Consider the following 16,199-nt stretch of genomic DNA (forward strand, 5'->3'; position numbering starts at 1 on the left):
TAAGATATTAGTGTAGAGTATACTATATGGGCATAAAAAATCAGGAATTAGACTCCTTGATTTTTTGAAGATAGGCTTCGGTCCAACGGCAGAACAGCCGATACATATCCTGATATAGCCCGATAATAGCAGCCGCTTCCGGGAGATCTTCATTATGCCGGAGAGAATCATTCAGATTCGTCAGCGAATTGTTCAGGTTTTCAATCAATTCTTCCATCAGGCGTGCTGCGTCGGAGCGGTTCAGCTTATTCAGGTGAGCTACAAGGGTGGTGAAATCAATGTAGACAGTACCGGGGTTTTGAGCCAGACGTTCCATTAAGTTAAAAAAGTATTTGCGGCCTTTTTCATTGACCGTATAAATGGTTTTTTCAGGCATTTCGCCGTCCCGTACGACTTCGGCGTCAAGATATCCCCGCCGATGCAGATTGATGAGATTTTTATAGATGGCGGGTGTGCTGATTTTAGTCCAGCGACGAATATTCATGGATTCCATTTTCTTCTTCATCTCATAAGCGTTCATCGGCTCTTTGATCAGAATGCCGAGAAGCATAATATTAACGGTTGACATCTGGGCCTCTCCTTTCTACTGGTATACTTTACACTAACAGTATAAATCTTTTTGCAGAGAAGATCAACACTTTTTTGAATCATTTGATTTAAACCCTCTGTAATCCTAATTTAACGTAAATTTAACATGATTCAAATAAAATAATAATGCACTTTTATGCCCGGTTCTCATTTGGAATCGAACAATTCGGAATAAATCATCCGAAGAAAGGGTACATAAATCAGTATGGAAATAAAATTGGTTTTAAAGGATCTTAATCTGTACTACGGAGATTTTCAAGCGCTAAAAAATATTTCGCTGGAAATTCCCAAAAATCAGGTCACCGCTTTTATCGGCCCCTCCGGCTGCGGAAAATCCACCTGCCTTAAAACGATCAATCGCATGAACGATCTGGTGGAGAACTGTCGGATTGAAGGATTAGCCGCGATCGACGGCGAAGATATTTACAGTCCGCAAATGGATGTCACTTTACTTAGAAAGAGGGTTGGAATGGTATTTCAAACCCCGAACCCGTTTCCAATGACGCTGTATGACAATATTGCCTACGGCCCGAAAATTCATGGAATACGATCGAAAAGGCAGCTGGATGAAATCGTGGAACAGTCCCTTCGCAGCGCCGCGTTGTGGGATGAGGTGAAGGACCGGCTGAAAAAGTCCGCGCTGGGCCTGTCTGGCGGGCAGCAGCAGCGGCTTTGCATTGCAAGGGCCCTTGCGGTTGAGCCGGAAGTGATTTTGATGGATGAACCGACCAGCGCGCTCGACCCGATTTCAACGCTGAAAATTGAGGACCTGATGGATGATCTGAGAAAAAAATATACGGTCATTATCGTGACTCACAATATGCAGCAGGCCGCCAGAATCGCGGACAGAACCGCGTTTTTCCTGCTTGGAGAGATTGTGGAATACACCGACACGGTCGAAATGTTTAACCGGCCGAAGGATGAGCGGACGGAACGGTATATTACCGGCCGCTTCGGCTGACTTGCTTTTTTGCGGCTTTCAGTGATACTATAAGGAGGATGAACCATGCCGAGAAAAATATTTGACAGGGAATTGGAAGATCTGATCTCCAGAATGACGGAAATGGGCAATGCGGTAGACCGGAAAATAGAACAGACAATTTCCGCGTTAAAGACGATGGACCTTGAGCTTGCCGCTGAAGTTGCTGGTTCCGACAATGAAATTGACCGAATGGAGCACAGCATTGAAAAAAACTGCATGGAATTGATTGCGTTGCAGCAGCCGATCGCCGGCGACCTTCGCATTATTGCCGCCTGTCTCAAAATCTTAACGGATATTGAGCGCGAAGCCGATCAGTGCGCGGATATTTGCGAGATTCTTACAGTCGGGGAACTGAACACGAACAGCCTTGCAACTGCGCATGTGGTTCAGATGCTGGAGACGGCCAGAAAAATGTTCCGCCGGTCGATGGATGTGTTTCTCAGCCGGGAAGTTGAAGAAGCGAGAGCTGTCTGCAGGGCTGATGATGAAGTTGATTCGATGTTTTCAAAGATTATTCTTGAGGTCTGTACAATCATCACGGAGAATCCGCAGAATGTCATGCGGGAAGTCGATCTTCTTTTCATCTCAAAATACGCGGAGCGTATGGGCGACCACGCAACCAACATTGCCGAATGGGTTATTTTTATGGAAACCGGAGTCCATCCCGATCTGAATGAGGGCGAATTATAAGCGGGAGGGTACTATGTCGCTGATTTATGTTGCCGACGATGAACCAAATATCAGAAACATTGTTTCAATCGGCCTGAAGGACAGCGGATTTGAAACGGAAGAGTTTGCGGACGGGACCTCCCTACTGAACGAGGTAAGGAGAAAACGTCCGGATGCGATTGTTCTGGATTGGATGATGCCGCAGCCGGACGGATTGACGGTTTGCCGCATTTTGCGGGAAAACGAGGAAACTCATTCCGTTCCGATTTTAATGCTGACGGCAAGAGGAGAGGAAATCGACCGGGTGCTCGGGCTTGAAATCGGTGCGGATGATTATATCGTGAAACCGTTCAGTATAAAAGAACTCTGCGCTCGCGTCAAGGCGGTTTTGCGCCGAACCGGCCGCAGGGAAGAACCGCGGGATGAAGTCTTTCGCCACGGTTCTCTTGTTGTGGACGTACTGCGTCATCAGGTTTCACGCGACGGCAGGCCGATCGACCTGACCGCGAAGGAATTTGACCTTTTGGTCATGCTGATGAAAAATCGGGGCAGAGTGATGACGCGCGATTCCCTTCTGGACAAGGTCTGGGGCGTGGAATATTTCGGGGATACCCGAACGGTCGATGTTCATGTGCGCTATCTGCGCCAGAAAATAGAGGAAGACCCGGACTCTCCCGTTTGTATTCAGACAGTCCGGGGAGTCGGGTACCGATTTTCCGAGGATTGACCGGAAGGGGGCCGCAAATTGAAAAAAAGGCTGATTGCAATTAACGCGGTCATCGTGATTATCGGATTCACGGTAGCATTTGCCATTGCGGGTATGAAGATACAAGCGCAGTACCGTATGGAATTTACAAACCGTCTGGACACCGCCCTTGCAATTCTTCAGACGCGGAAAGAAGATATTTTGCAAAACCCAAAAACTGTTGCGGAGAATGTCGGCAAAGAGCTTTCTCAGTCCGGACAGCAGATTCGGATCAGCATTATCGATCCGTCGGGGAAAGTAGTAGGAGACAGTGCAAAGGAAGAAATTGACCAGAACCACTTAACAAGGCCGGAAATCCAAGCGGCTCTGCACAGTGGCAGGGGATACGATACCAGAATGAGCGCAAGTGTTCAGCAGCGGTATTATTATGAGGCAATTTATCTTCCGGGCGACTTTTATCTGCGGGCGGCGCTGCCGACGGCCGAGCTGGATGCCGCACTGAAACGCCTGTGGATGACGGCGCTGCTCAGCATGCTGCTGGGAATCGCGGTGGTTTGCGCTCTGACGGGATATTTGGTATACCGGGTGACGGAACCGCTTCAAAAGCTTTCGGCGGCTGCAAAACAGATTTCCGGCGGGGACTACTCCTGCCGGGTGGACGGCAGTTTCCGGGATGAGGTGGGGGAACTTGCCCTCTCCTTTAACCGGATGGCGGAGAGTACGGAGAACGCGGTTGCACAGCTGAAAAGCCAGCAAAAACAGCTGGAAGGCGTGCTTCAGGGAATGAACGACGGGGTGATCGCCGCCTCGAAGGATGGTATGATTCTGTTCATGAACCAGAGCGCGGGCCGGTTGCTTAAAAACCCCTCCATATCCGCGGGAAGAAAGCTGGAGGGCAGCCTGCTGATTAACCGGATCGCCGAAAGAATGAAAGCGGCCCTTCAAGGCGACTCCTTCGACAAGCAGAATATTGAGACCGAGGACGGAAAGCAGTATTCCGTTTATACGGCGGTGATTCCGGGGCAGAGAGATGCCGCCGCGCTGGCGGTAATTACGGATGAAACCAGAATCCGTAAGCTGGAGCGCCTGAGGAGCGAATTCGTCGCAAATGTCACGCACGAACTGAAAACTCCGCTGACTTCGATCCGCGGCAGCATCGAGCTCTTGAAAAGTACAAACCGGGATGAAAAAACGCGTCTTTACTTTTATGACGTTCTGGATATTGAAGCGGAACGGCTGCAGCACCTGATTGACGATATGCTGGTTTTATCACAGATTGAAAACGCGAAGGAAGATCCGTCGGCCCGCCCGTGCGTGGTGGCGAACGCAGTTGAAAAATGTGTTTCACGTTTAAGGCCGGTCGCGGAGAAATCCGGAATTGCAGTTCAGATTCAGGTGGATCCTTCTCTGATTGTATCCTGTTCACCGACCAGACTGGAGCAGCTCATCGGCAATTTGATCGAAAACGCCATTAAATATAATCGCCCGGACGGACGGGTCGATATTATTGGTGTGCGGCAGAGAAAAACAGCGGTCATTCGCGTGAAAGACACCGGAATCGGAATTGCGCCGGAGCATTTTGGAAGGCTGTTTGAACGCTTTTACCGTGTGGATGCCAGCAGATCCCGGGAAATTGGCGGAACAGGCCTCGGCCTTTCCATTGTGAAGCACCTGGCCGTTTTGTATGGCGGAGAAGTGGGCGTGGAAAGTCAGGCGGGAAAAGGAAGCACCTTTACCGTCAGACTTCCTCTTGCGCAGGATGGGTCGGAGAAAAGCGCTTTAAAGACGATATGAGACTGAAATCTAAAAAAGGGAGGGAACAGCGGCCGGCCGCTGTTCCCTCCCTTTTCTATGTATTTTCTTTGATGACACCGTTGCGATACGATTGAAGAAGCGCGGAAAGCTCCTGAATCTGAGAATTCAATTCGACTCCCGTGTCGGTATCCGCGACCGTGACGCGCTGTTTAATAGCTTCCACAACCATCACCTTCGGCGAATCCTCCCCGTAAAGAGTACCCGGTTTTAAGGGCTGATGCTCGGCAAGAGCCAAATAACGGGAATTCGCAATAAAAGTATAACCGCCGATCCCCGTCTGCTTCTGGTAGGACTTCGAAATGCCGCCGTCGATCATAAACAATCGCCCTCCGCCCTTGACCGGATTTTCGCCCTGCTTCAGTTTTACCGGTACATGGCCGTTTATAATATGCGAGTCGGCAGGATCGAGACCAAATTCCCGCAGTATTTTTTCACATGGTTCGCGCTGCTCGATAAAATGATAATACGGATTCATTTTTTCCTCATGGGTTGCCGGGGCCTCAATAAAGTATCTTTCAAAAGTGGACATTTTACTCTTTCCAAACAACGGGGATTTGACTCCACACCACAGGTACCACATCATATCCTGCGCGTTTTCTCGTTCCGGGGTGCCATCCGGGGCAAAATAGGCCTCTCTGACCACGGAGTCGAGATATTCCAGAAGCTCCCTGCCTTTTCTTTTTCGGCCGCCAAGTCCTACCGTGTCAAATTCGCCGTCTTGAGTCATGGGGATGCAACCGTGATAGAGGAGGTTTGAATTCATGCGCAGATACATGCTGCCGTGCGAATAAAGAAAGCGAATGTGCTTTTGAAGGCGCTCGCTGTGACGAAACGAATAGGTGATCGCCTTCATCAGTTCTTTTTCCTCTTTGGTCAATTCCAATGGGTTTTTGGGGTCGACCGTGGGGAACGATTTATCCCGAAGCGGGTAAACGGTTCCGTCGAGATGGATTATGCCGTTTTCAAAATCAATCTGCTTTAAAAGAAGACGGCTGCTCATTTTATATTCCGGATGCTTTTCAATCAGCTGCCCCTCCAGTTTAAACTGGATGACGGCGATTGCCTTGTGCATTTTGGCCGCAAGAGGAAGATCGACGGGATCGTAGAGATTTTCGTCCAGAATATGCGGGGTAAAATATTCGCACGGGTCGTCTCGGTAAACACGTTCTGCGAAAGCGGAGAGAGGTCTCAGATTAATCCCGTATCCATCCTCCAGAAGGTCAAACGTATTGTAGCTGATTCCCAGCCGGACAACGTTCGCCATCAGCGCTCGGTTGCCGGAGGCGGCTCCCATCCACGAGATATCGTGATTGCCCCACTGAATGTCAATGTCGCGAAAATCTCCGAGCGCGTCCAGAATGGAATCAGGGCGGGGACCGCGGTCATAAATATCGCCGATGATATGCAGCCTGTCGATCAAAAGCTGCTGGATGAGATTGCATAAAGCGGTAATAAACTCCACACTCATGCCCGTCTGCACAATCGACTTGATGATTTCACTGTAATAATGCGGCTTGTTTTTGCCGCCGTCCGCGTGCAGAAGCTCGTCAATAATATAGGCAAAGTGTTCCGGAAGCTTTTTTCGAACCTTGGAACGCGTGTATTTTGACGCCGCTTCTTTGCAGACTTCCACCAGCCGGTAGATCGTGATGCGGCACCAGTCGTCAAATCCTGATTCGCGTCTCGCGGCGCGGGCAAGTTCCGGTTCCGGATAATAAATCAGCTTGGCAAGCGCCGTGCGTTCCTCCTCGGAAATTGACTGCTCAAATAATTCGTCAATTTTTTTTCTGACGACGCCGGAAGCGCTTTTTAATTGAAACAGGAATGCCGCGTGTTCACCGTGCAGGTCGCTGAAAAAATATTCGGTTCCTTTCGGAAGGCTCATGATCGCGCGAAGATTGATAATTTCAGAAGCGGCCGCTTCGGCGTCCGGGTATTTTTTGGCAAGCAGCTTTAAATAATGTTCATCAGTCATCTGATTCTCTCCCATTCATTTTTCTCGGCTTCTTTATTCCGTACTGGAAAAGAAACATTACGGGCACTGTTTTGCACTGTGAAAACAAAGGAAAGTATGCTATACTTGAGATAATACAAACCGGGAGGCGCTAATGATTTGGGATATAAAGAAGAATTCGAAGCGATTTATTTAGAAAAAATTAAGAGGGACGGTGCGGCGGAGCTTCTTTCCTGGCTGAATTCCACGGATTTTTTCACGGCACCTGCCAGCACGAAGTTCCATTGCGCCTGTCTGGGCGGCCTTGTGCAGCACAGCGTAAGCGTTTACCGCGTGATGATGGAAAAGCATTTTGACCCCGCGGCGGACAACGAAGAAAGCTTTGCGATCTGCGCTCTGCTTCATGACGTATGCAAGGCCCAGTTTTATAAAAAAGGTACCAGAAACGTGAAAAACGAGGAAACCGGGGCATGGGAAAAACGTCCCTATTACTCAATAGAAGACAGCTACCCCTATGGGCACGGGGAAAAATCAGTCTTCTTAATCGAACGTTTTTTACGGCTGAAAACCTCCGAGGCCATCGCGATTCGCTGGCATATGGGCGGATTTGACGATTCGGCGAAAGGCGGAAGCTTTGCAATCAGTCAGGCCTATGAAAAATATCCGATTGCCGTCAAGCTTCACTTGTCCGATCTTGAGAGTACATATCTGCGGGAGAAGGGTACTTCCGCAATTCACCGCAAATGACTGCTTCGTCCGTATTTTTCAGCCGCCGATTTTTCGGCGGCTTTTTTATCTTTTCTATGCTGATTAACGGTACTATTATAACATGAAAAGATAAAAAATGTATTGACAAATCGAAAATATGCTGTATTATTGTACTATACACTTAATACAATAATACAAGGAGAAGAAAGCATGAAAGAAATTGTATTTCAGTCACGGTCGCTTGTACGGCGGTTTGGCGCTTTTACAGCTGTCGACGACATGAACGTTGAATTAAAAAAAGGCGATATCTTTGCACTGGTAGGACAGAACGGAGCGGGTAAGACAACGCTGCTCAAAATGATCTGCGGCCTTACCCCGCCGACCTCAGGCTCGATGGAGCTGTTCGGATACTCCGGTACGAAAGAGCTGGGACGCGCGCGCAGGCGCATCGGCAGCATTATTGAAACACCCGGATTTTACCCCTATCTTTCGGCATGTCAAAACCTGGAGTATTACAGAATTCAGCGGGGTATCGGCAAAAAAAACTGCGTGGAAGAGGCTTTGCATTTCGTAGGACTGGACACGGTCGGCAATAAGAAATTCAAGAGCTTTTCCCTTGGAATGAAACAGCGTTTAGGTCTTGCACTCGCAATTTTAAACGACCCTGACTTTTTAGTATTGGATGAACCGATCAACGGCTTGGATCCGGTGGGAATCCGCGAATTCCGTGAAATTTTATTGAAGCTGAATCATGAAAAAGAAACGACCATCCTGGTTTCCAGTCATATTTTGGGAGAACTGTCTCAGATCGCGACACGGTACGGGTTTATCAGCGGCGGACGTTTGGTGGAATGCCTGACCGCAGAAGAGCTTGAAATGAAATGCCGCGTTACTCTGAAGCTGGAAGTGGATAATTCCGCAAAAGCGGCGGCTGTTCTGACGGATCGTTTCTCCATGAAGCAAATCGAGATTTTGGATGAGACCACTCTCCTGCTTTCTGAAGGCCTGGATCGGCCGGAGTTTGTGGTAAAAGCTTTGGTGGAATCCGGAATTTTGGTGTCACAGGCTTATCGCACCGGAGCCAATCTGGAAAACTATTTTATTGATTTGATTGGAGGAAAACAAATTGCTTAAACAGATGCGCGCGGATCTTTACAAAGTGTTTCACCGTCCGTTCTTTTACCTTTTACTGGCCGGCATGGCTGTCCTCGCTTTTTTTGTAAATTTTTCGCTGTCAAAGGTTTCTTCCACGAATTCAGTTTATGATTCATGGATGATCGTTTTATTGTATTTTTTATCCTGGCCTGTCCTTTTGATGCCGATCCTGATCGATCTGGTCAGTGCAGAGGACTATAAAGAGCATACGCTTAAAAATACTATTTCCTATGGAATGAACCGCACCAAACTGTATTGCTCCCAAATTGCCGTGTCGACGATTCTTGGCGTTTTGGTCGGAATCGTCGCTCTCGGCACATATTGCGGAAGCTCCCTGATTTTTTTAAAAATCGATCCTTCTTTCACAACGGCGTTCACGGCTGATTTTTTCAGCAGGGTAGGCGTTAGCTGCATCGGGTACGCGGCTGCGATTCCAATCGCTGCGTTTTTTGCGATGATACTTCAAAAAAATTCGCTGTTTGTATTTGCCTTTTACGCGGTTATCTTTCTGCCACAGCTTCTTTTGAAGCTTGTTCACCTTTCCAACCTGAGCAAATATTTGCTGATGCCGCAGTTCAGTATGCTTGCGGCGGGAACCAATCGGCAAATGCTGGATTCTTCCCTGGTTTTTATTATTACAGCAATTTTCTTTATCATTTTGGGCGCGGTGTTTTTCAGAAAAAAAGATATTTGCTAAAACCCGCGATTTGCTCTTGACAGAAGCGGAAAAGTATTGTATAACTGTATTAATGTATTAGTACAATGGTTCATTCGGAGGTGAGAAAATGGCATGGGATTTAAAATCCGACAGACCGATTTATTCCCAACTGGTTGAACAAATTCAATTAATGGTGGTTTCAGGAATCTATGCGGCCGGATGCAAACTACCGTCCGTTCGCGACATGGCTGCCGAAGCTTCGGTAAATCCGAATACGATGCAGAGAGCGCTCTCAAAGCTGGAAAGCGACGGGCTTCTATATTCGCAGCGCACAAGCGGACGTTTTGTAACGGAGGATGTTCAAAGAATTATGCAGACGAAAAATGATCTTGCGGCGGATCTGATCAATGACTTTATACAGAAGATGAATCGTCTTGGGTTCGACAGAGAACAGACCGTAAGCCTGTTGAACCGAATGATTAAGGAGGAAGGGCAGAATGGATAGCATACTCGAGTGTCGCAGCCTGGTAAAATATTTTCCGGGGTGCCTTGCGCTCAATTCCGTTAACCTGACGGTTCCGAAGGGGAGAATCGTCGGCCTGCTTGGCCCGAACGGAAGCGGAAAGAGCACGTTGATTAAACTTGCCAACGGACTGTTAACCCCAAATGCCGGGCAGATTTTGGTTGGGGGTATGGCCCCCGGCGTTGAGACGAAAAAAATTGTATCTTACTTGCCGGAGCGCACTTATCTCAATGACTGGATGAGCGTTCAGACCATGATCGATTATTTCGGCGATTTTTATGAAAATTTTAACAAGTCAAAAGCTTACGATATGCTGCAAAGGCTTCACATCAATCCGGGTGACCGTTTGAAGACGATGTCGAAGGGAACCAAAGAGAAGGTTCAGCTGATTCTTGTGATGAGCCGGGAAGCCCAGCTTTATATTCTCGATGAACCGATCGGCGGCGTCGACCCCGCCGCGCGTGATTATATTCTTGACACGATAATCGGCAATTACAGTGAAAACGCCACGGTCCTCATTTCGACCCACCTGATTACCGATGTGGAGAAGGTTCTGGATGATGTTATCTTCATCAATATGGGCAACATTGTTCTGACTTCCACCGTTGACGATATCAGGGAGAAAGAGGGAAAGAGTGTCGATTCGCTTTTCAGGGAGGTGTTCAAATGTTAGGCAAACTTCTGAAATATGAATTTAAAGCGACCGCACGAACATTTCTCCCGATTTATGGATTGATTCTTGTTCTGGCCATTATTAACAAGTTGTTCTGGAATCAGAGCATTGACAATTTTGAAATTCCCCGCATGATTTCAATGTCCGTTTATATTATGCTGATTGTGGCGGCTTTTGTCATTACGCTGGTTGTCACGATCCAGCGTTTCAATAAAAATCTTCTCGGGGACGAAGGGTACCTGTCGTTCACTTTGCCTGTGAAGGCCCATTACCATATCGACTCGAAAATGATTGTCACATTAATCTGGTCTGCTCTGAGCATTATCGTTTCCGCTGTCTCCGTTTTTATTATGGTGGTAAACCCGGAGGTGCTGACCCAGTTCAGCCGCATGTGCGCCGACCTTGCGGAAGTCTATCGGCAATACGGTCTGTCCGCGCATCTGATCGCAATTGAAATAATTATACTGATCATTCTCGGCTTTCTGTCAAACATCGTCGAGATTTACGCGGCGATCGTCGTGGGAAACCTTGCGGGGCGCCATAAATTGCTGGCCGGCATCGGCGCATACCTTGGATTTGGCATTGTTGAGCAGATCGTCACATCTTTGCTTTTCAGCGGGTTTAACCGTCAGATTGAAGAATACTTTCAGTCGTTCCATTATTCAAATAACCTGTTTCCGGCGGAACCCGCTGAGGTTGCCTTATTGGTCATGATTCTGTATACGGCGGTTTTCGGCGTAGCCTTTTATTTCTTTACAAACTGGATGCTGACCAGAAAGCTGAATCTGGAGTAACAAGTGCCGCATCACCGAAATTAACGTTAATAGCTGCGAACGGATGGTCCGGCTTAGGCCGGGCCATTTTTAACGTGATTTGAAAGGAAAAGATCCGACGATGCGAAGTGCTTTCCGGCATATAAAATCAAAATGTTCCACATCCGGATACTTCCGGAATAATCCATAAAAAACCTGATCATTCGGACTTCGATTTCACAAAGTGAACACTTGTAAAAAAAGCGGTGGGATGTTATAATAAAAAAAATAAATGTTAAAATTTTAACACTGTATGCCGATTACAAATTTGAATGAGGGAATCTATGAAATTCGAGTACGATAATGAAGCCAAACAGCTGAAATTCGAGGTCTTGACAAGAGTTGCCCGATACACCTATGAAGGTACTCTGGAAGATCATCTGGAGGAGATGCCGTACGATATTATTCCGGGACCTCTTCCGACATTCCGCTGCTGTGTTTACCGGGAAAGGGAAATTATCAGGGAACGCATGGTTTCAGCCCGGGGCGGCAATCTGCCGGGCCAGGGGGAACTGAACATTATCGGCATTCTGCCGGCTGCTTGTGAAGGATGCCCGATCAGCAGGTTCCGCGTTACGGATAACTGCCAGCACTGCCTGGCTCAGAAATGCCGCGAAGCCTGTCCCTTCGGCGCAATTTCCATCACCCCGAAAGGAGCGTATATTGATCCTCAAAAATGCAGGGAATGCGGGCGTTGTGCCGCGGCATGCCCCTATAACGCCATTTCGGACACCATGCGCCCCTGCGTTCGCTCCTGCCCGGTCAGCGCGATCGGCAAGGATCAGTATAAAAGGTCCGTCATTGATTACTCCCGCTGCATCAGCTGCGGGGCTTGCATGAAGAACTGCCCTTTCGGCGCCATTACCGACAGGTCCCAGATTGTTCAGATCATCGAGGCAATAAAAAGCGGCGTGAAGGTCGTAGCCTGTTTCGCGCCGGCCGCGGAAGGCCATTTCGGCACGGCAACCGCGGGTATGCTGAAAAGCGCCCTGAGAAAACTGGGCTTTGCGGACGCGCTGGAGGTTTCCCTTGGCGCTGACGCCGTCGCGGAACACGAAGCCCGGGAATTGAAAGAGGCTTTGGAAGCGGGAAGAAAAATGACCACGTCTTGCTGCCCCGCGTTTGTCGAGCTGATTGAGAAGCATTATCCCAAGCTGAAGGGAGTCGTTTCTCATACCATATCGCCCATGACGGCTGCCGCCCGCTATCTGCGGCTTCAGGATCCGCAGACGAAAGTTGTGTTTGTCGGGCCGTGCGTCGCAAAGAAAAATGAAATACAAAAGGTTCCAGATACGGCGGACTATGTCCTCACGTTTGAAGAATTGGCAGCTATGTTTACGGCCCGCGACATCGATGTGGAATCGGAGCAGGAATCGGAGCAGGACGGCAGCCGCGCGGGAAAAGGGTTCGCACAAAGCGGCGGAGTGTCCGGCGCCGTCGGCCAGGTCTTTCAGGAAGAAGGAATCGATTTACCGTTTTCCTGCGTAACATGCAACGGCATTCAGGAATGCAAAAAAACTCTCGCAATTTTGAACGCGGGCCGCCTTCCGGAAAATTTCGTGGAGGGAATGGCCTGTGAAGGAGGTTGTATTGCGGGTCCCGCCGGGATTGAAGCCCCAATGAAGATCCGGAAAAACCGGACGGCGATCCTGGCGAAGGCGGACAGCCGCTCGATTTCGGAAAATATTAAGGTAAAACATGATTTCTCACGGATTAAAATGGAATAATTGCTGTAAATGTGATATCCTCATACTGAGGTGATTCCGGATGAGTGAGATTGCGATTCATACGCAAAAACTGGGTAAATCCTACGACGGCGCCGTTTATGCACTCCATGATCTTTCACTGGAGATTCCAACCGGTGCCGTCTTTGGCTTTCTCGGCCCAAACGGGGCGGGTAAAACCACAACGATAAAACTTCTGTCGGGACTTTTGAAGCCAACGGAAGGGTCTTGTACCGTGCTTGGAATTCAGCCGGAAAAGAAACCTTCGGAGCTGCACCGCGTCTGCGGAATCGTAACCGAGACCGCCAGAATGTACGGCCGGCTGACCGGTATGGAAAACATGATGTTTTTCGGACAGGCTCAGGGGTTGGAACGAAGAGAAAGCAGGCAGCGGGCGGAAATATTATTGAAAAGTCTGGATTTGTGGGATTCGCGCGACAAAAAACTTGCGGATGATTCCACGGGAATGGTTCAGCGCCTGTCGCTGGCCCGAGCCATGATTGCCAAACCGAAACTGCTCCTTCTGGATGAACCGACAAACGGACTCGACCGCGAATCGGTGCTTCATGTTAACTCGATGATACTGGACCTTGCCCGTCGGGAGGGCGTAACGGTTTTTCTTTGTACGCATCAGCTTCGCGATGCGCAGGAGCTGTGCGACAGCTTTGGAATTGTCAGCCGGGGTAAAATGCTTGCATGCGGCGATCTGGAGTCCCTCAGCCGCGAAGTCGGGCTTTCTCTTCAGGCACGATTTCGGCTGCGCGAGGGCAAGATCCCGGACGAGCTGCAACGGCTGGACGATGAATCGTGGGGCAGGGACATTGCCGATGAGGAAGAAATGCCGAAGCTAATAAGCGGCCTGGTTTCTTCCGGCAATGAGATCTTTGAAGCGAAGCTGGTTCGTCCGTCCCTGGAGGACATCTATTCCAGATTCGTGGAGCTGAGGGGGAACGGAAAGTGAAAATTTTGTCTCCTGCCGAAAAAGCGCTGGCCTTTAAAGATTTTGAGGATATCTGGGATAATAAAACGTCGCGGAGCATCCTCATCCTTGTTCCGCTGGTTATGGTTTTACTGTTGCCAGTCGTCTTTCTGATCTTCTTTCTGAATGTCCCGATGACCAGAATGAACGGGGTAGAACAAATGCTTCTGCTTCTGCACGCACAGGCATCCGGAATGGACGAACGCCAGGGCATGTTTTATTTGATGACGAATATGATCTGCCCGATGTTTTTTTTGATGATTCCTCTGATATCGTCCAGCGTGTCCGCGGCGTACAGCTTTGTTGGTGAAAAGGAGCACGGCACTTTGGAAACTCTTCTGCTTACCCCGCTGGGCATCCGGAAAATATTGAAAGCGAAAGTGCTTGGGTGCGTTCTTCTTTCCGCCGTTGGAACCTGCGCCTCGTTTGTCCTTTTTTCCATTGTCATTGCCGTTGGAGACCTTATGCTATCCATGCCGTTCTATTTCAACTGGAACTGGCTCGTCCTTGTTTTTCTGCTTTCTCCGGCGGTTATGATTTTCGGCGTTGTGTTTATGGTCCTGACATCTGCGAAAAGTAAAAGTTATACGGAATCGGTTCAGACCTCCGCCTATCTTGTTCTTCCCATCGTGCTGCTGTTTACGGGGCAGTTTACCGGTTTGTATCAGGTCGGCGCGGAGCTGCTGCTTTTGATATCCTGCGTCCTGCTTGCGGTTGATTTTTTGATCTGGTTCCTTACGGCCCGCCTGTTTACTCCTGAAAAACTGCTGCGTTAGTTGCCTGAATCAAAATTTCGGATTATAATAAAGGTATCTTTAGGAAATTCGAAAGGGAGTAAAGAAGGTTGGCTGCGGATTTGCACTGTCACACAAAAATGTCCGATGGTTCGGCGGGAATCGACGAGATTGTATTAATGGCGGAAAGAAGCGGGATTCCGGTGATTTCCGTAACGGATCACGACACCTTTTCCGGTTCGGTTCGGGCCGGCGTGATCGGAAAGCGTCATGGGGTTACGGTGATTCCGGGAGCGGAATTTTCTTCGACGGATCCTTCCACAGGCCGCAGGGCGCATATTCTTTGTTACTTTTGCAAGCGTCCGGACCGCCTGGAATGCCTGTGCAAGCAGATGAGGGAGGAGCGCGGCCGCGCGGCCGCGGCCATGCTGCGCCGGGTCACAGAAATTTACCCCATTTCACAGGAGATGGTGATGCGCCGCGCAAAAGGGAGCACGGCGGTTTACAAGCAGCATATTATGCATGCGCTGATGGATGCCGGTTTTGCGGGTGAAATTTACGGTGCGGTTTACAGCCGTTTGTTCAGTCCGCAAAATGGTCTTGCCTATGTACCGGTTCGTTACCCGGAAGTGCACGATGTCATCAAAAGGATTCACGAGGCGGAGGGAATCGCTGTTCTGGCCCATCCTGGCGAGTACGACAGCTACGAGCTTTTGGAACAGCTTGCCCGGGATCACGAAATTGATGGGGTGGAAGTCTGGCACCCCGGAAACAGGAAGGGCGACGAACAGCTGTTCATGGAAATCGCGCGCAAATACGATTTGATTATGACCGGCGGAACCGATTTTCACGGGATGTACAAAAAAGAAGCACAGCCGCTCGGCACCTGCGTGACTCCGGACGACCAGCTTGAAAAGCTGATGAAAATCGGGGCAAGCTTGTAAGTTAACCATGTAAGGAGAGAAAACGTTGCAATACAGATATAAAACAAGAGGAACCTGTTCCACCGAAATGATGATTGATCTGGACGGAGATACGATCCGTTCCGTTAAAATAACCGGAGGCTGCAGCGGAAACCTGCAGGGAATCTGTGCTTTGGTTCAGGGCCAAAAGGCCGAGGACGTTATTCGACTCCTTCAGGGAATCCGCTGCGGTCTGAAACCGACTTCCTGCCCCGATCAGCTGGCAAAAGCCCTCACGCTGGCCAGAGAGAAAAATCCGGAAACATAAGCTGAGGGCTGCGGATCAATGATCGCAGCCCTTTTTTGTACTTAGCAACCGCAGCCGCCGCAATTGTCGCCACAGCCGCATCCGCCGCAGCTTCCACCGCCGGCACAGCAGACCCAGATGATGAGCAGGATGATAACCCAGGTGCAACTATTGTTACCGCAGCCAAAGAAACCATTGTTACACATTATTAATTTCCTCCTTTCGGTTTACAGTATATAATATTGCAACCGAACAAATCGTGTTACAAGTTTTCTTGCGATGGACATTTAAAAAATTGGGGCCGGAATAA

The 16,199-nt window shown here is 49.1% G+C and carries 17 protein-coding genes; 15 read left to right on the forward strand and 2 right to left on the reverse strand.

What is annotated here, in order from left to right; translation table 11 throughout:
* Positions 1-40: 40 nt before the first annotated feature.
* On the reverse strand, positions 41-568 hold the full coding sequence (locus HCR03_RS01715) for a PadR family transcriptional regulator (protein WP_066643860.1): 528 nt from the start codon (positions 566-568) through the stop codon (positions 41-43).
* 225 nt (positions 569-793) lie between these two features.
* Here HCR03_RS01715 and pstB point away from each other — a divergent pair, with 225 nt between their 5' ends.
* Genes pstB through HCR03_RS01735 form a run of 4 tightly spaced genes read left to right on the forward strand, consistent with a single transcriptional unit; the run spans position 794 to position 4,739 of the window.
* Entirely contained in the window at positions 794-1,549 is a 756-nt protein-coding gene (gene pstB, locus HCR03_RS01720) for a phosphate ABC transporter ATP-binding protein PstB (RefSeq protein WP_156990711.1), read from the forward strand.
* Between the two features lie 45 nt (positions 1,550-1,594).
* Entirely contained in the window at positions 1,595-2,260 is a 666-nt protein-coding gene (gene phoU, locus HCR03_RS01725; protein WP_066643862.1) for a phosphate signaling complex protein PhoU, read from the forward strand.
* Between the two features lie 13 nt (positions 2,261-2,273).
* Positions 2,274-2,966, forward strand: coding sequence for a response regulator transcription factor (locus tag HCR03_RS01730; protein ID WP_066643863.1), 693 nt, complete (start codon positions 2,274-2,276; stop codon positions 2,964-2,966).
* An 18-nt stretch (positions 2,967-2,984) separates the two neighbouring features.
* Positions 2,985-4,739 carry a HAMP domain-containing sensor histidine kinase gene (locus HCR03_RS01735; RefSeq protein ID WP_228725059.1) on the forward strand — a complete coding sequence of 585 codons (1,755 nt, stop codon included), beginning with the start codon at positions 2,985-2,987 and terminating at the stop codon, positions 4,737-4,739.
* A gap of 55 nt (positions 4,740-4,794) precedes the next feature.
* Here HCR03_RS01735 and HCR03_RS01740 read toward each other — a convergent pair whose 3' ends face one another.
* Positions 4,795-6,735 carry a fructose-1,6-bisphosphatase gene (locus HCR03_RS01740; RefSeq protein ID WP_187036407.1) on the reverse strand — a complete coding sequence of 647 codons (1,941 nt, stop codon included), beginning with the start codon at positions 6,733-6,735 and terminating at the stop codon, positions 4,795-4,797.
* Positions 6,736-6,873: 138 nt separating this feature from the next.
* On the opposite strand from HCR03_RS01740, the gene HCR03_RS01745 reads away from it, so the two are divergent.
* The 11 genes from HCR03_RS01745 to HCR03_RS01795 all read left to right on the forward strand — a co-directional run bounded on the left by HCR03_RS01745 (position 6,874) and on the right by HCR03_RS01795 (position 15,910).
* Complete coding sequence (locus tag HCR03_RS01745; protein WP_066643866.1) at positions 6,874-7,461, forward strand: hydrolase; 588 nt, start codon at positions 6,874-6,876, stop codon at positions 7,459-7,461.
* A 171-nt stretch (positions 7,462-7,632) separates the two neighbouring features.
* Positions 7,633-8,556 (forward strand): ABC transporter ATP-binding protein, encoded by a 924-nt coding sequence (locus HCR03_RS01750; protein WP_066643867.1) that lies wholly within the window; start codon positions 7,633-7,635, stop codon positions 8,554-8,556.
* Positions 8,549-9,274 (forward strand): ABC transporter permease, encoded by a 726-nt coding sequence (locus tag HCR03_RS01755; protein WP_066643868.1) that lies wholly within the window; start codon positions 8,549-8,551, stop codon positions 9,272-9,274. The genes HCR03_RS01750 and HCR03_RS01755 overlap by 8 nt, the downstream gene beginning before the upstream one ends.
* A gap of 88 nt (positions 9,275-9,362) precedes the next feature.
* Positions 9,363-9,740 (forward strand): GntR family transcriptional regulator, encoded by a 378-nt coding sequence (locus HCR03_RS01760; protein WP_066643869.1) that lies wholly within the window; start codon positions 9,363-9,365, stop codon positions 9,738-9,740.
* On the forward strand, positions 9,733-10,431 hold the full coding sequence (locus tag HCR03_RS01765) for an ABC transporter ATP-binding protein (RefSeq protein WP_066643870.1): 699 nt from the start codon (positions 9,733-9,735) through the stop codon (positions 10,429-10,431). Before HCR03_RS01760 ends, HCR03_RS01765 begins: the two co-directional genes overlap by 8 nt.
* The gene (locus tag HCR03_RS01770) at positions 10,425-11,225 is read left to right on the forward strand and encodes a hypothetical protein (RefSeq protein ID WP_066643871.1); all 801 of its coding nucleotides are present in this window, start codon (positions 10,425-10,427) and stop codon (positions 11,223-11,225) included. The genes HCR03_RS01765 and HCR03_RS01770 overlap by 7 nt, the downstream gene beginning before the upstream one ends.
* Positions 11,226-11,527: 302 nt before the next feature.
* Entirely contained in the window at positions 11,528-12,970 is a 1,443-nt protein-coding gene (locus HCR03_RS01775; protein WP_066643872.1) for a 4Fe-4S dicluster domain-containing protein, read from the forward strand.
* Positions 12,971-13,010: 40 nt separating this feature from the next.
* A complete protein-coding gene (locus tag HCR03_RS01780) occupies positions 13,011-13,928 on the forward strand; it encodes an ABC transporter ATP-binding protein (RefSeq protein ID WP_187036410.1) in 918 nt (305 codons plus the stop codon).
* The gene (locus HCR03_RS01785) at positions 13,925-14,722 is read left to right on the forward strand and encodes an ABC transporter permease subunit (protein WP_066643874.1); all 798 of its coding nucleotides are present in this window, start codon (positions 13,925-13,927) and stop codon (positions 14,720-14,722) included. Before HCR03_RS01780 ends, HCR03_RS01785 begins: the two co-directional genes overlap by 4 nt.
* Positions 14,723-14,790: 68 nt before the next feature.
* Positions 14,791-15,624 (forward strand): PHP domain-containing protein, encoded by an 834-nt coding sequence (locus HCR03_RS01790; RefSeq protein ID WP_066643875.1) that lies wholly within the window; start codon positions 14,791-14,793, stop codon positions 15,622-15,624.
* A gap of 25 nt (positions 15,625-15,649) precedes the next feature.
* Positions 15,650-15,910: a TIGR03905 family TSCPD domain-containing protein gene (locus tag HCR03_RS01795; RefSeq protein WP_066643876.1), complete on the forward strand. Its 261-nt coding sequence runs from the start codon at positions 15,650-15,652 to the stop codon at positions 15,908-15,910.
* Positions 15,911-16,199 lie beyond the last annotated feature (289 nt).

The organism is Caproicibacter fermentans (genome assembly GCF_014303955.1).
Lineage (GTDB): Bacteria > Bacillota > Clostridia > Oscillospirales > Acutalibacteraceae > Caproicibacter > Caproicibacter fermentans.

Excerpts from the sequence above, each read along its gene's own strand:
- HCR03_RS01765 (WP_066643870.1), top strand. The coding sequence starts at position 9,733 with ATGGATAGCATACTCGAGTGTCGCAGCCTGGTAAAATATTTTCCGGGG.
- HCR03_RS01740 (WP_187036407.1), bottom strand. The coding sequence starts at position 6,735 with ATGACTGATGAACATTATTTAAAGCTGCTTGCCAAAAAATACCCGGAC.
- HCR03_RS01775 (WP_066643872.1), top strand. The coding sequence starts at position 11,528 with ATGAAATTCGAGTACGATAATGAAGCCAAACAGCTGAAATTCGAGGTC.
- pstB (WP_156990711.1), top strand. The coding sequence starts at position 794 with ATGGAAATAAAATTGGTTTTAAAGGATCTTAATCTGTACTACGGAGAT.
- HCR03_RS01715 (WP_066643860.1), bottom strand. The coding sequence starts at position 568 with ATGTCAACCGTTAATATTATGCTTCTCGGCATTCTGATCAAAGAGCCG.
- phoU (WP_066643862.1), top strand. The coding sequence starts at position 1,595 with ATGCCGAGAAAAATATTTGACAGGGAATTGGAAGATCTGATCTCCAGA.
- HCR03_RS01750 (WP_066643867.1), top strand. The coding sequence starts at position 7,633 with ATGAAAGAAATTGTATTTCAGTCACGGTCGCTTGTACGGCGGTTTGGC.
- HCR03_RS01730 (WP_066643863.1), top strand. The coding sequence starts at position 2,274 with ATGTCGCTGATTTATGTTGCCGACGATGAACCAAATATCAGAAACATT.
- HCR03_RS01760 (WP_066643869.1), top strand. The coding sequence starts at position 9,363 with ATGGCATGGGATTTAAAATCCGACAGACCGATTTATTCCCAACTGGTT.
- HCR03_RS01770 (WP_066643871.1), top strand. The coding sequence starts at position 10,425 with ATGTTAGGCAAACTTCTGAAATATGAATTTAAAGCGACCGCACGAACA.
- HCR03_RS01780 (WP_187036410.1), top strand. The coding sequence starts at position 13,011 with ATGAGTGAGATTGCGATTCATACGCAAAAACTGGGTAAATCCTACGAC.